Below are 14,408 nucleotides of genomic sequence, written 5' to 3' on the forward strand. Positions count from 1 at the left end.
AAACACTGGAAAGCGTGGGAATACGATGAACCATAAGATCTTAGTGGTGGACGACGAAAAACCAATCGCTGATATATTGAAATTCAACTTAGAGAAGGAAGGATACGAGGTGATCTGTGCATATGACGGTGATGAAGCTGTCGAATTAGTGCAGCAAGAGAACCCGGATTTGATCCTTTTGGATATTATGCTGCCGAACAAAGATGGCAATGAAGTTTGCCGTGAAGTGCGGAAGACACATAATATGCCGATCATCATGCTGACTGCAAAAGATGCAGAGATTGATAAGGTACTCGGTCTTGAGCTTGGTGCTGATGACTATGTCACAAAACCTTTCAGCAACCGGGAAGTGATTGCCCGTGTTAAAGCGAATTTACGCAGACAGGCTCAAATTCCAGAGGATGACAGCAAAGAAAACAAAGATATCGAAATCGGTAAGCTTGTCATTCATCCGGAAGCCTATACCGTTACAAATGATGGCGTACAGGTAGAACTGACGCATCGTGAATTTGAATTGCTTCATTACCTTGCCCGTCACAGCGGACAAGTCATGACACGTGAACATTTGCTGGAGACAGTATGGGGATATGACTATTTCGGCGATGTACGCACAGTTGACGTAACTGTCCGCCGTCTCCGGGAGAAAATCGAAGACAATCCGAGCAGTCCGCTCTGGATCATTACACGCAGGGGTGTAGGTTATTATCTTCGCAGCCCTGAACAGGAGTAACATCTATGAATAAAATAGGCTTTTTCCGTTCTGTGAGCCTAAAACTGGTTGTCGTTTACATTTTGCTGCTGATCATCGCCCTTTTGTTGATCGGCGTCTTTTTTACCAACAGCTTGGAAAACCAGCTGATAAGAAATACGCGTGATTCTCTTGATTCCAATATGCAATGGCTGGAGCAATCATTAGCTCAGGAATTTGAAGAAGAGCGTTCCCCGACCGATCCTACATTAGAGGAAGACATCGCGGATTTACTGAAGACTTATTCAGAGGGCGGAGAGACAAAAATACAGGTAATTGATATACAGAGGCAGCTTGTCGGGACAAGTGAGCTTGGTGATCAGACTTCAATCGGTTCCAGGGTGACAGACAATAATATCGTTCAAGCGATCACGAATAATGGTTTTGCACCTGCATCGGAGACAAAGCTTAACATCGTTATAGATAAAGCCACAGGCGATCGCACGCTGAAATCGTATTACAACATCGAAGGAACAGATAGTAATGGCGAGAGTGAACTGCTCGGCTTGATTTATGTTCGTACGTCGATTGAAGATGTCTATAGTCAGCTGAAAAGCACGAACCTTATCTTCTTGCGCGCCACATTTATCGCACTTATCTTTGCAGCTATCCTAGGGGTACTCATTGCCCGGGCAATAACGAAACCAATCAAGGAAATGCAAAAGCAGGCCCGTGTTATGGCAACTGGGGACTTCTCCAAACGAGTGAATGTCTATGGAGAGGATGAAATTGGGCAGCTAGCCCGTACTTTCAATCACATGAATGATGAACTCCGGCAAGCACATATGCGGACTGAGGGAGAACGCCGCAAGCTTAGTTCTGTCCTTTCTCATATGTCAGATGGTGTCATCGCGACCGACAGGAATGGAGCTATCACGCTAATGAATGCTCCAGCAGAGAGTCTGATTGGACGAAGTGCTGACGAAGTACGCGGTCAATTCCTAATTGAAGTATTGAATCTGAATGAAAAGATAGTCGATATAACAGAGATTCAGGAAACAGGATCGATCATCATTGATATGAGTGATGATGACCAGTATTTGCTGCTGCGATGCAATTTCTCGATCGTGCAGGATGAATACGAGCAAATCAGCGGGTTCATCACTGTAATCAGTGATGTTACCGAACAGGAACAAATTGATCAAGAACGCCGGGAGTTTGTATCAAACGTATCTCACGAGCTCCGGACTCCGCTGACAACCATGAGGAGTTATTTGGAGGCACTGACAGATGGTGCATGGAAGGATGAATCAATCGCACCGCATTTCCTTGACGTAACCCAGCAGGAAACGGATCGGATGATCCGGCTTGTCAATGATCTGCTGCAGCTCTCCCGTATGGATAGCAGCAACTACACGATGGAGTGGGATCGAATTAATTTTGTTGACTTCTTCCATCACGTAATTGACCGTTTTGAAATGAACAAGCGCGATGATATCCATTTCGAACGCTATTTGCCGAAGGAAGAAGCGCTCGTCACGATTGATAAAGATAAAGTTATGCAAGTTTTGGATAACGTGATTAGTAATGCAATCAAATATTCTCCCGATGGCGGTACCATCCGTTTCCGCCTTCGTAAAGACAGCCAGAAGCTATTAGTCAGCATTTCCGATGAGGGTATGGGTATCGCATATGAAAAACTAGATAAGATATTCGAACGATTTTACCGGACGGACAAAGCTCGTACACGTAAACTGGGTGGAACGGGTCTTGGCCTTGCAATTGCGAAAGACCTTGTCGAAGCGCATCATGGTGTCATTTGGGCAGAGAGCAAGGAAGGAAGAGGCACGACCGTGCTCTTCACCATTCCGATAAACCGGAAAAGGGGTGAGGTGCGATGAAGATGGAAACTTTCAATACGATTCTTCTAATCATACTTGTGGCATTAAGTTTGGTCCTGACAGCCTATGTATGGACATTTCAGCCTAACAGTTTGAAATCAGATTCAATCGGCACTGAAGAACCTAAAACATTGGACGGGACAGAAAAACAGCTGGCTGATGTGGTTCGGCCCACGCATACGTATGTGCATAACGGTGGCAGTCACTTTGTTTTTACTTCTAAGGATGAAGAGCAGGTCTTCGTGAATGGATTGGCTGACTGGACACTTACGAATACCAAATCAGGAAGCGTAACGGAACTGCCCCAGACGAGTATAGAACTTGTTTATCCGGTGACTGTTGCCTATTCCCAGCTGAATGCTCTCTTCCAGGTTGAAGGAGCAGAGAACGTAACAAACAGACTTGGTAACGGTGGCTTTACAAGACTGTATTTGGAACCGAGCAAAGATGGCAGGACGACAAAATTGACTTTTGTCAACGAACGGCAGGAAAACCCATTGGAGAGTGTCGTAACTGCTACTGCCACAAATAGTGTCTATGATTTCATTCACGATGAGGATAAACTCAATGCTGCAGTTTCCTTATCAGATACAAATGAATGGAATAGAATTTATCTGCCGGAAACGGCTGATGTTAACGATAGTATTGTCCGCGGCGAGACGATTACCAGGAATGATTTCGCGGATGTTTATATGGAGGAAAAATCTGTACAAGGTACAGATCAATATACGGATAGCAACTTATTAGAAATGATCAAGTTCAGAAACAATGGTCAATTCGCTTCTTATCAATATAATTCAACCTCTTCCAGCGTAGGGACAACGAGCAGGACGGATCAGCTGCAATCTGCAATCAATGCCATCAATACGCATAAGGGATGGACGGATGATTATAATTTGTATGCTATAAGCGGAGAAAACAACTTTACATTTCAGTTTCGGATGATAAGTAACGGCTATCCTGTTTTTCAGACAAATGATCTTTCCTTGATTTCTATCCGCATGCAGGATAATCTTCCCGAACCAGTAAGCTATGAGAGGACGCTCCTTAACATTGGTGTTGCCGGTGGTTCACAGAATGAATATCAGCTAACAGCACAGCAAGTGATAGACTGGATCAATGAAAACAAGTATAGTCCGCGTGATATCCAGGATGCTATCATTGGGTATCGCTTGGAAGATAACGATGATTCTGCTATTTACAAATATCATCTGAAACCAAGCTGGTATGTGAAATACCAGGGAGAATGGTATGAGGTAGGAGACAGTGAGACAGGGGGAGAGAGCTGATGCAGTGGAATAAAATAAAGCTCATGTTCATTCTCGCCTTCCTTGTCTTAAACATTTATCTCATCTTTCAGCTGTTTCCGCAGGAAGAAACGGAACAGCTAGTACTGGAGACAGAAAGCCAGGATAAAGTTCTGTCCACTGTGACAGGGTATAATGAGCTTTCTGATGAAGAAACGGAACCAAATCAGCAATATGAAGCTAAAAAGCTTCTTTTTACAGAAGAAGAATTAGAAAAGATCCCATCAAAGGATCAAATGGACCTTGATATCAGCTCGCGTAATCAGCTTGTTGCGAAATTTAAGGAACCACAAGAATTGCCGATCGAGGTTCCGATCGATGAAGATAAAGAGCAGACAGCTGAAAAATTAAGCACCTTTGTCGATGATTATGTCCTGCACGGAAATGATTATACCTATTGGGGCAGGCAAGGGAATAAACTGCTATTTTTCCAGAAGACAAGTGAAGGACAAACTTATTTTAGTCCGGATAGCATGCTACTTGTCACTATCAATGACGAGTACGATGTAACCGAATATACACAAACATATATCGAGGATTTTAAAAAGAGCGAGCATAACGGGGATCTAAAGCAGTATTCAGAGAAGCAGGCGGTTAAAGCACTGCAAAGTCAGCAGTATATTGAGGCCAATGACACAATTGAAGTGGAAAAAGGCTTCTATCCGACTATTGAGCTTTCTTCAAAGCCGAACTATGCACCTGCGTACAAAATAACAGTGAACAATACGAAGCATTACTTTTATTTGCTGCTGCCGGATTATCCATATGTGTACGCACCGACCGAGTCAGGTTTTCTAAGCAGTTTACAGCCAGAGACAGAAGAAACACAATAAGAGGTGAAACAGCATGACGTTAAGCTTTAGCGTACTTGCTTCAGGCAGTTCTGGGAATGCGTTCTTTATCGGAACGGAAAAAGAGCGCATCCTGGTCGATGCTGGTCTGACAGGCAAGGAGCTGCAGCGTTTATTGGAGGAGGCAGGAATCGATCCGGCGACACTGACGAAAATCCTAGTCACACATGAGCATAGTGACCATATAAAGGGATTAGGTGTGGCGGCAAGGAAATTCGATCTGCCGATCTATGCAAACGAAAAGACATGGAAAGCGATGGAGAACAGCATCGGGAAAATACCTTTGGATCATAAATTCATTTTTGACATGGAAGAGACGAAAACATTTGGAGATCTGGATGTGCAGTCCTTCGGTGTATCCCATGATGCGGCAGAGCCGATGTTTTATGCTTTCCATCACGAAGGTAAAAAGGTAGCGTTAGTGACAGATACTGGTTATGTATCCGATCGAGTGAAGAAAATCGTCGAGAAAGCAGATGCTTATATTTTTGAAGCAAACCATGATGTAAGTATGCTGCAAATGGGCGCCTATCCGTGGAATGTAAAACGAAGGATACTTGGTGACCTTGGTCACGTATCCAATGAAGACAGTGCGCTTGCTCTTACAGACTTGATTGATAACAATACGAAACGCATTTATCTTGCACATCTGAGCCGCGATAACAATATGAAGGACCTTGCACGGCTTGCAGTTGGAAATATCCTGCAGGAGCGAGGCTTTGATTTGAATAAACACATTGAGTTGCATGATACTGATCCAAAAACACCGACACCGATTTTCCAGATAGTTTAAATTTCCGAAATCGTGGAAAGATAGCTATATCGAAAAGAATTGGAACGGAGGCTAATATGGACTACTTTGATGATCACCAGAAGGAACCGGAAAAACCGAAGCGCACAAGCTGGCTGCTGCCGGCTATATTGGGCGGTATCATCGGAGCTGGTATCGTATTGCTTGTTGCTTATGGCCTTGATCGAGACAGTCTGACGCCGAACGATCAATCACAGTCACAGCAAGGAGAGGCTACGCAGCTCGCATCAGATTCGAATCAGAATCCCAATTTACAAAATGTCAGCGTGGATGTGCAATCAGGTATTACAGATATTGTCGATAAAACAGCACCAGCAGTCGTCGGTGTCGTGAATCTGCAGCAGGGTGATGCGCTTTTTTCACAGGAGGAGAGCACTGCAGGAAGCGGCTCTGGCGTCATTTATAAAAAAGAAGGCGATAAAGCCTATGTGGTGACCAATCATCATGTTGTCGAAGGTGCGACGGATGTAGATGTTATTCTCCATAACGGGGTGGAAGTTTCCGCAAAGCTGCTAGGCAGTGACGTTTTCACGGATTTGGCAGTCTTGGAAATGGATGCTTCCCGAGTGGAGCAGGTGATTGAGATTGGTACTTCTTCTACTGTCAAAACAGGTGAGCCTGTAATTGCAATCGGAGATCCGCTAGGCTTCTCGGGATCAGTTACACAAGGTATCATCAGCGGAGTCAATCGCACCGTTCCCCAGGATTTTAATGGGGATGGCAGAGCAGATTGGCAGGCAGATGTTATGCAGACAGATGCAGCAATCAACCCTGGTAACAGCGGTGGCGCCCTTATCAATATGGCGGGGCAACTGATTGGTATCAATTCGATGAAAATCGCTGAATCCTCTGTGGAGGGAATCGGATTTGCTATTCCAGTCGATAGTGCAGTACCTATCATGGAACAGCTTGAACAGAATGGGCAAGTGGAGCGCCCCTACTTAGGAGTAGAAGCATATTCATTGAATGAAATACCGGCATCGGAACGGACAGAACATCTCGGGTTGCCGGATGACATGGAAAATGGTGTCTACATTTGGAGTCTTGAAGCCCTATCTCCTGCGGGAAAAGCAGGATTACAGGAGCTGGATGTCATCACAGAGCTTGATGGTCAGCCAATTGATGATATGACATCTTTACGCAAGCATCTTTATGAGGATAAAAAAATCGGAGATCAAATGAAAGTAACGTATTATCGAGATGGCGAGAAAAACGAAACGACCGTCACATTAAGTGAACAGCAATGAGGCAGCCAATATGGCTGCCTTTTTAGTTATGCACATCCTGTGGATGCACATGAGGATAACATACTCTATTTTGTAGCGAACAAATATTCTTATTACTAAATAAAGAATTCATCATGTGTATATGTGGATAAGTTTGTTGATAAGTTGTTCATAGACTGTGGAATGCTGTGTATAAAAGGGTTATGCACAAGTTATGCACAACTAAAGTGGATAAACCAGTGTAAGCGACTACATAATTTTTATTGAGCTTAACCATTGTGGCTATAGGCTTTTTCTGCTATTATTAGCTAGTAAATTGACCATAATTCCAATTTGGTCATTTGGTCTATGTGGACAACTCGTGAAGTACAATTTGGGAGGAAAAGTTATGAACATGTTGAAAAAAGAATGGCTTCGCATATGGAAAGACCGGAAAATGCTCCTAGCCATTTGCGGTATTTTAGTTGTTCCGCTGCTTTACAGTACAATTTTTCTGGCAGCTAACTGGGATCCATATAACAAAACTGATAACTTAGCAGTTGCTGTCGTGAATAAAGATAAGGGCTCCACATTTGAAGGCAAAGATCTCCATGTTGGAGATGATTTTGTGGATAATCTGAAAGACAATGATAAGTTCGACTGGCAGTTCGTTGATGAAGCAAAAGCGATGGATGGGCTGAAGGCAGAGGACTACTATATGGTTGTGAAAATTCCAGAGAATTTTTCCGCCAATGCGGCTACGTTGCTGGATGAAGAACCGAAACAGATGAATATTGATTACTATTCCAACCCAGGAAAGAACTATCCAGCCTCCAAAATAACAGACACTGCCATGCAGCAGCTGGAGAAAGAAGTGGCTGAACAAGTAACAGAGGAGTACGCTCATTCCGTCTTTGCCAGTCTTTCTGATGTAGCAGATGGACTTAAGAAGGCTAGCGATGGTTCCAAGGAACTTGCAGACGGTTCGAATGAAGTGAATGAAGGTGCGAAAAATTTAAGCAAAAACTTGGCTAGCCTGTCGGCAAGCACAGCGACGTATACAGAAAAGGTCGGTGAAGCAGACCAAGGAATGCAGAAATTGGATCAAGGTATTCAAAGTCTAGCATCACAGTATCCTGACCTTGATGAAGGAATCACCCAAGTCAATGAGGGCTTGCAGACTTTGAATGGCAAGAGCGGAGAACTGTCCAGTGGTTCGGATAAATTGGTCTCTGCTACAGATGATTTAACAAGCGGTCTTGAAAAACTGCAGCAAGCAACAGATCAGTTGGCTGGTAAGTTCCCGGAACTGAATAACGGAATTGCCTCAGCGAATGAGCAAGCACAAGCAGTCAAAGGTGACTTGGAAAATGCTCAGTCGAGATTGTCTGATTTGATGGTATTGGCAGAGCAGCTGCAAGAATCTCAGCAGCAAGTGGAAAGTCAGCAAGCTGACCAGCTGCAGAAGATTGAGGATACAATAGCAAGCAGCAGCAGTCTGTCGGATGAGCAGAAAGAAGAACTCCAAAACCAGATTCAACAGATTGGCGGATCTTCACCTGATATTCAGCTGCCGGATATCGATCCTGAAGCGATCAAGCAGCAGCTGGCAGAAGTGACTACGCAGCTAGATAGAATCAACGAACTGGCTGAAGGTGCACAGCAGACACAAACAGCATTGAACGGTATCAATGATGCAACTGGTAAACTATTAGCTGGTGCAACGGCTATTCAATCTGGCCAAACAGATTTGAATGATGGAATCAATGCATATACGGATGGAGTCAGTCAGTTGGCTGATGGATCTCCTGCACTGGTTTCAGGTTCTCAATCTGTTAACGATGGATTGAATCAGCTGCAATCAGGCAGCACGCAGCTAACCGCAGGACTGGATCAATTGAACGCGAATGGTCCGCAGTTGTCTGATGGAGCGCAGCAGCTGACAGAAGGTTCTCAAACTCTATCCGATGGTACACAAAGCGTGACAAATGGAAGTAATGAACTGTATGGTGAGCTGGCTAAAGGTGCAGAAGACGCAAATATCAGTACAACTGATAAAACGGATACGATGTTTGCTAGTCCGACGGAAGTGAAGGATGAAAAATTGAGTAATGTGCATACCTATGGAGAAGGGCTCGCGCCATACATCCTTTCCTTAGGATTATTTGTTGGAGCACTTGTATTCACGAATATCTTCCCGCTCCGTGATCCGGCAAGTAAACCGACATCTGGTTTTGCTTGGTTCCTGAGCAAATTCAGTATTGTACTGTTTGTCAGTGTGCTTCAATCTATATTCGCAGTGATTATGCTTGTCCATGTGGTTCACCTGCAGGTGCATAGTGAATGGCGGCTGCTTCTATTCGCCATCCTATTCAGCATCACAAGCTTCCTGCTTATTCAGCTGCTCACAGTTGCATTAGATAATGTGGGTCGCTTCTTAGGTATCATTGTATTGCTGATTCAAATAGGTGCAGGCGCAGGAACTTATCCGGTAGCATTGCTTCCGGAATTCTTCCAAGTTGTTCATAAGTTCGTGCCGATGACATATGCAATCAATGGATTCCGGGAGATTATTTCTATTGGGGATGACTGGGGCTATCTATGGCGACAAGCAGGTTACCTGAGCATCTTTTCTGTGATATTCTTAGCTTTGACAATTCTCGTATATATATTGCAGAATCGTAAATTCAAAAAGATTAATGATGAAGAGTCTGCAGTTTCTATGTAAATGAAAAAGGGGTAGAGAACAATGATTACAGATAAAAAAGAACGAGTCATCGAAGCAGCAGCATTGTCTTTTAGTCAATTTGGTTTCAAAGCAACGACGATGGCTTCTGTTGCGAAAATAGCCAAAGTAGCAAAGGGCACAATCTATACGTTCTTTGATAGCAAAGAGTCATTGTTCTCCACTATCCTGGAACGGACAATGAAGCAGTTGCGACAAGCAGCTGATACAGCGATACAGGAAGAAGCAGCTTTTCATGAAAATATCCAAGCAATGCTGGATGCAATTCTCGGGTTCCGGGAAAATCACCAGCTGCTGATCAAGATGGGACAGGAAGCGAAGGAATTGGGTACAGCAGAAGTATTAGAGATTCTTACCCAAGTAGAGAGACAGATCCTAGATTATATCAAGTCAGTTATCCTGAAAGAAAAGGCGAAAGGTATTGTTACCAAACATGATCCTGAGCTGCTTGCATTTCTAGTTTATAAAACGTATATTGCGCTCATTTCCGATTGGGAGCGGCAGCATGACCCGCTGCCAAAGGAAACAATCTCAGAAGTCATTAGAGCTCAAATTCATTGAAAAAACCGCTGCTATTATGCAGCGGTTTTTTAATGGTTGGCACGGGTAGCTTCTAAGGCTTGCTGAACATTTGCGTAAAATGAAATTTCTTTTTTACGGAAGTCTGCCAGCTTGACGCTGGCTTTAGCAGTTCTCGGTTCAAGCCCTGTAACGATCAGCCGAGCTCCCATCACTTGCAGCAATTGATGGAGTCGCACAATTCCTCTATGCACGTCTTCATTCAATTCCAACACACCTTGCAGATCCATAATAAATGTTTCTTCATCATGATCATGGACATGGACGGAGATACGCTGGTAGATTTCTTCCCAGCGCTCCGAATTAATATTGCCTACCAGAGGAAGTATACATACCTTTTCTGAGATTGGAACGAATGGAGTAGACAGCAGAGAGGCCTCCTGTTTATAGTCGTCTGCTTGCCTTTCTTTGTTCTTACGATCTGAGATATCCTGTTGAACACCAACAAAATATAACTTATCTTCGCTAGGAACAAAAATTGGATACATGGAAAGTTCATTCCAGAAAGATTTTCCGTCTTTTCGATAATTCAGCAATTCTACAATGACAGATTGTTCCTCTTCTATCGCTTTTCGTACTTTTGCTACTTCTTCTCGAGAAGTCTTTTCTCCTTGGAGGAATCGGCAATTTTGGCCGATTATTTCTTTTGTCGTGTAGCCTGTGACCTGCTCAAATGCTTTATTCGTATAGATGATCGGATTATCTGGCAGTGAAGGATCAGTGATAACAACGCCGGCTCCTACATAATCGATGACTTGGCGAAAGAAGGCATCGTTTATTTTGGTCGAATAGTGGATCTCTTTTTCCATGATTGTCTATCCTTCCTGAATAAGAATGTATTCTTATAACTTCCTCATCTGGTGATTTCTAAACGTCGTTCAAGCGCTGCAGACTCCTAGCTAGTTACGTTCATCATATAGAAACTCGCAGGTTCATACAACAAATATATAGTCGCAGAAGGGAACTATTGGTAAAATAACGGAGAGAAGCTAGTGTCAAAAAGTGAGGAGATTCTTTATGTATAAACAGGAGCCTATTTTTCTGGAACCCGCTTTGCAAGAGCGGATCTGGGGAGGGACGAAGCTTGCAGATGTATTCGGTTATCAGCTGCCTTCCGAACAAACTGGTGAAGCTTGGGTTATTTCTGCACATCCGAACGGACCAAGCAAGATACGGAATGGTGAATTAGCAGGTCAGACGTTATTGGATGCATGGCAGAATCATCGTGATTTATTTGGAGAGCATGACAATGAAGATTATCCATTGCTTGTAAAAATCCTCGATGCGAAGACGGACTTGTCTGTACAGGTGCATCCCGCTGATGACTATGCCCAGGAAGTGGAGAACGAACCTTATGGAAAGACCGAATGCTGGTATGTAATCGATGCCGAGCCTGGAGCCGAGATTGTTTTCGGTCATCATGCACAAACGAAGGAACAGCTGGAACAGATGATTGATCAAGGTGAATGGAATCAGCTGTTGCAAAGGATCCCTGTTAAAAAGGGCGATTTCGTGTATGTCCCAAGTGGGGCGATCCACGCTATCGGAGCGGGTATTGTCATTCTAGAAACGCAGCAAAGCTCTGACATCACTTATCGTGTGTATGACTATGACCGGAAAGATGACCAAGGGAATGAACGAGAGCTGCATTTGGATTCTGCCAAAGCTGTGTCGACTGTTCCACATGTAACAAATGAAACAAGAAAATCAGCTGTGACGAATGGTGCACTAACAGAGCAGCAGCTCGTGCAAAGTGAGTACTTTACAGTCTATCATTGGCAGCTAGCAGGTCAGATTGAACTGAAAGCTCCAGATTCGTTTCTGCAAGTCAGCATTATCGAAGGGAACGGAGAGATCATATTGGATGGTCAATCTTATCAATTGAAAAAAGGCGATCATTTCGTACTGCCTGTTCACATCGGCAATTATACGTTGAAAGGGCAACTCGAAGCGATAGTTTCTCATGTGTAAGAGACTGGGGAAAAGATGTATCAGATAAACGGGAACCCGAACAAGGACGTGAATCTTCCAGCAAAGATTTACATAAGTTCGGGTTTTTGTAAGGCGAAATTTCTTTTGCCGAAGTGGTACTCAGAAGGATGGTTATTTTTAAGTACTAGTATTTTGGTTATATCCCAGCCTCATTATTCGACAGCTTTCGTCTATTTCCTGGGAAATAGTTGGGTTTTTTCTGCAAAGTATTTCCTTCCCTATGCTATAATTGGGGAACAGTTTAAAGAGACAGGAAAGGTGAGCTATGAAACGATTAGCAGCATTGTTATTTGGGCTTAGTATGATATTCCTGCTTTCTGCTTGTTCGGATGATCAGACAGCAAAGGATGGTCTTGATCAGTTTGTCGACAATTGGAACGCTCAGGATTTCGATAAGATGTACGAGCAGCTGACAGAAGAATCGCAGAAAGAGATTTCCAAGGAAGATTTCGTCAAACGCTATACAGATATCTATGATCAATCTGGTGTAGCCGATTTGAAAGTCACTGCAGGAGATGTTTCAGAGGATGAAGAGAAATCCGACGCTGACACACAGCAGCTGCCTTTGTCTGTATCCATGCAGACAGTTGCTGGTGAAGTGAAATTCGATAAAGACGCAGAGCTTGTCAAAGTTGATGGAGAAGACGGTGCAACATGGAAAGTGAATTGGGACCCTTCTTATATATTTGCACAGCTTAATGATAACGAGAGCGTGCGCATCACTTCTGTTGAACCAGAACGCGGCCGCATTCTGGATACGAATGGAGAGGAGCTTGCATTCAATGCAACTGTTCCTTCTATCGGCATCATCCCAGGTCAGCTTGAAGGGGAAGGGATGACACGGGATGAGACGCTGGATCAAGTGGCTGAACTTCTTGAGATGGACCGGGAAGAGATTGACAGCTTACTTGACCAGAGCTGGGTGACGGATGAAGTAGATGTACCAATTAAAACATTGCGCCCAGATCAGCGTGATCTAGCTGCGGAAGTAACGTCACTTCCAGGTGTGCAGAGTACAGATACAACTTCAAGGTATTATCCGTACGGAGAAGCGGCAGCACATTTGACTGGGTATGTGAAGAAAGTAGATGCTGAGTTCCTTGAGAAGGACGACAATGCCTCTAACTACGATGCTAACTCCTCTGTTGGCTCAACAGGGTTGGAATCAGTCTATGAGGATCAGCTTCGCGGGACATTAGGATGGAAAATCTACACAGTTTCAGAAGACAGCGATGAGCAAGAAGTGATTGCTGAGACAGCTGTGAAAAATGGTGAAGATGTCGAGCTGACCATTGATATTAATACGCAAGAGAAGATATATGAACAGCTAAAGGATGACAGCGGTGCTTCTGTTGCCTTGGATCCGAAAACAGGAGCTACCCTGGCATTGGTGAGTGCACCATCTTATGATCCGAATAATTTCATTTTTGGATGGGATGATGAGGAATACGAGAAGCTGTCCAATGATGAGAATAGTCCGTTTTCAGCTAAATTCAATAAAGCTTATGCACCAGGATCCACTATCAAGCCGCTTACAGCAGCTATTGGATTGGAAAATGGAGTCATTACACCAGATGAGAAGAAGCATATTGAAGGGCTGAAATGGGATAATGATGGCAAGTTCGGAAATTACAGTGTGACGCGTGTTTCAGAAGCCCTTTCGGATGTGAATCTAGAGAATGCGCTGATTACATCGGATAATATCTACTTTGCGATGACAGCGGTGGATACCGGAGCGAAAAACTTCGAAAAAGGTTTGAAATCCTTCGGCTTCGATGAAGAATTGGATTATGCATTCCCAACGGCAGCATCGTCTATTTCCAATGAAGGTCTTGATAATGAGACCCTTCTTGCAGATTCGGGCTATGGCCAAGGGCAAGTGCTTATGTCTCCGCTTCATTTAGCAGCATCTTATACGCCTTTTATCAATGATGGCAACTTGATCAAGCCGACGTTGCTGAAGTCGGAAGCGGAGGAAGCTGTCGTATGGCATGAAGGTGTTTTGCCGAAAGAAGGAGCAGATGCTATCACAGAAGGTCTTCGCGGTGTTGTGGAAGATGAACGCGGCTCAGCACATCAGCCTGTTGTGGATGGTCTGACGCTCGCTGGTAAAACTGGTACTGCTGAATTGAAGCAAAGCCAAGATGACAAGAACGGTACGGAAAATGGCTGGTTCGTTGCTTATGATTACGATAAGCAGGACATGCTGATCAGCATGATGGTAGAGGGTGTCCAGGATAAAGGCGGCAGCCATTATACTGTTGAGAAAGTGAAGAATGTCTTCAAATAAAGAGAAGCGTGCGGGTTCCGCACGCTTTTTCTATATCA

General features: G+C 44.0%; 11 protein-coding genes. 10 read left to right on the forward strand and 1 reads right to left on the reverse strand.

The features are described 5' to 3' along the window. Positions 1–25: 25 nt before the first annotated feature. From yycF to ACH6C1_RS00385, 8 genes are all read left to right on the forward strand, one after another. Positions 26–730 carry a response regulator YycF gene (gene yycF, locus ACH6C1_RS00350; protein WP_095219677.1) on the forward strand — a complete coding sequence of 235 codons (705 nt, stop codon included), beginning with the start codon at positions 26–28 and terminating at the stop codon, positions 728–730. A gap of 5 nt (positions 731–735) precedes the next feature. Then, positions 736–2,589: a cell wall metabolism sensor histidine kinase WalK gene (walK, locus tag ACH6C1_RS00355; protein WP_095222021.1), complete on the forward strand. Its 1,854-nt coding sequence runs from the start codon at positions 736–738 to the stop codon at positions 2,587–2,589. Next, positions 2,586–3,878, forward strand: a complete 1,293-nt coding sequence (locus ACH6C1_RS00360; RefSeq protein ID WP_374073606.1) for a YycH family regulatory protein — start codon at positions 2,586–2,588, stop codon at positions 3,876–3,878. Before walK ends, ACH6C1_RS00360 begins: the two co-directional genes overlap by 4 nt. Continuing rightward, positions 3,878–4,729, forward strand: coding sequence for a two-component system regulatory protein YycI (locus tag ACH6C1_RS00365; RefSeq protein ID WP_366248342.1), 852 nt, complete (start codon positions 3,878–3,880; stop codon positions 4,727–4,729). Before ACH6C1_RS00360 ends, ACH6C1_RS00365 begins: the two co-directional genes overlap by 1 nt. Before the next feature lie 13 nt (positions 4,730–4,742). Further along, positions 4,743–5,540, forward strand: coding sequence for an MBL fold metallo-hydrolase (locus ACH6C1_RS00370; protein WP_095222017.1), 798 nt, complete (start codon positions 4,743–4,745; stop codon positions 5,538–5,540). A 56-nt stretch (positions 5,541–5,596) separates the two neighbouring features. Beyond that, the gene (locus ACH6C1_RS00375) at positions 5,597–6,805 is read left to right on the forward strand and encodes a S1C family serine protease (protein WP_374073609.1); all 1,209 of its coding nucleotides are present in this window, start codon (positions 5,597–5,599) and stop codon (positions 6,803–6,805) included. Between the two features lie 367 nt (positions 6,806–7,172). Next, positions 7,173–9,491 carry a YhgE/Pip family protein gene (locus ACH6C1_RS00380; protein WP_374073611.1) on the forward strand — a complete coding sequence of 773 codons (2,319 nt, stop codon included), beginning with the start codon at positions 7,173–7,175 and terminating at the stop codon, positions 9,489–9,491. Positions 9,492–9,512: 21 nt separating this feature from the next. After that, positions 9,513–10,070: a TetR/AcrR family transcriptional regulator gene (locus tag ACH6C1_RS00385; protein ID WP_374073613.1), complete on the forward strand. Its 558-nt coding sequence runs from the start codon at positions 9,513–9,515 to the stop codon at positions 10,068–10,070. 29 nt (positions 10,071–10,099) lie between these two features. Here ACH6C1_RS00385 and ytvA read toward each other — a convergent pair whose 3' ends face one another. After that, positions 10,100–10,897 (reverse strand): YtvA family blue-light photoreceptor, encoded by a 798-nt coding sequence (ytvA, locus tag ACH6C1_RS00390; protein WP_374073615.1) that lies wholly within the window; start codon positions 10,895–10,897, stop codon positions 10,100–10,102. Positions 10,898–11,105: 208 nt separating this feature from the next. Between ytvA and manA the strand changes: the two genes are divergently transcribed. Both manA and ACH6C1_RS00400 read left to right on the forward strand, forming a co-directional pair. After that, complete coding sequence (manA, locus tag ACH6C1_RS00395) at positions 11,106–12,059, forward strand: mannose-6-phosphate isomerase, class I (protein WP_374073617.1); 954 nt, start codon at positions 11,106–11,108, stop codon at positions 12,057–12,059. 286 nt (positions 12,060–12,345) lie between these two features. After that, complete coding sequence (locus ACH6C1_RS00400) at positions 12,346–14,370, forward strand: penicillin-binding transpeptidase domain-containing protein (RefSeq protein ID WP_374073619.1); 2,025 nt, start codon at positions 12,346–12,348, stop codon at positions 14,368–14,370. Positions 14,371–14,408: the final 38 nt, after the last annotated feature.

This window comes from Terribacillus sp. JSM ZJ617 (assembly GCF_044383785.1).
Classification (GTDB): domain Bacteria; phylum Bacillota; class Bacilli; order Bacillales; family Amphibacillaceae; genus Terribacillus.

What these genes read in the sequence shown, in the direction of transcription:
- yycF (WP_095219677.1), top strand. Translation starts at nt 26, where the DNA reads ATGAACCATAAGATCTTAGTGGTGGACGACGAAAAACCAATCGCTGAT.
- walK (WP_095222021.1), top strand. Translation starts at nt 736, where the DNA reads ATGAATAAAATAGGCTTTTTCCGTTCTGTGAGCCTAAAACTGGTTGTC.
- ACH6C1_RS00360 (WP_374073606.1), top strand. Translation starts at nt 2,586, where the DNA reads ATGAAGATGGAAACTTTCAATACGATTCTTCTAATCATACTTGTGGCA.
- ACH6C1_RS00365 (WP_366248342.1), top strand. Translation starts at nt 3,878, where the DNA reads ATGCAGTGGAATAAAATAAAGCTCATGTTCATTCTCGCCTTCCTTGTC.
- ACH6C1_RS00370 (WP_095222017.1), top strand. Translation starts at nt 4,743, where the DNA reads ATGACGTTAAGCTTTAGCGTACTTGCTTCAGGCAGTTCTGGGAATGCG.
- ACH6C1_RS00375 (WP_374073609.1), top strand. Translation starts at nt 5,597, where the DNA reads ATGGACTACTTTGATGATCACCAGAAGGAACCGGAAAAACCGAAGCGC.
- ACH6C1_RS00380 (WP_374073611.1), top strand. Translation starts at nt 7,173, where the DNA reads ATGAACATGTTGAAAAAAGAATGGCTTCGCATATGGAAAGACCGGAAA.
- ACH6C1_RS00385 (WP_374073613.1), top strand. Translation starts at nt 9,513, where the DNA reads ATGATTACAGATAAAAAAGAACGAGTCATCGAAGCAGCAGCATTGTCT.
- ytvA (WP_374073615.1), bottom strand. Translation starts at nt 10,897, where the DNA reads ATGGAAAAAGAGATCCACTATTCGACCAAAATAAACGATGCCTTCTTT.
- manA (WP_374073617.1), top strand. Translation starts at nt 11,106, where the DNA reads ATGTATAAACAGGAGCCTATTTTTCTGGAACCCGCTTTGCAAGAGCGG.
- ACH6C1_RS00400 (WP_374073619.1), top strand. Translation starts at nt 12,346, where the DNA reads ATGAAACGATTAGCAGCATTGTTATTTGGGCTTAGTATGATATTCCTG.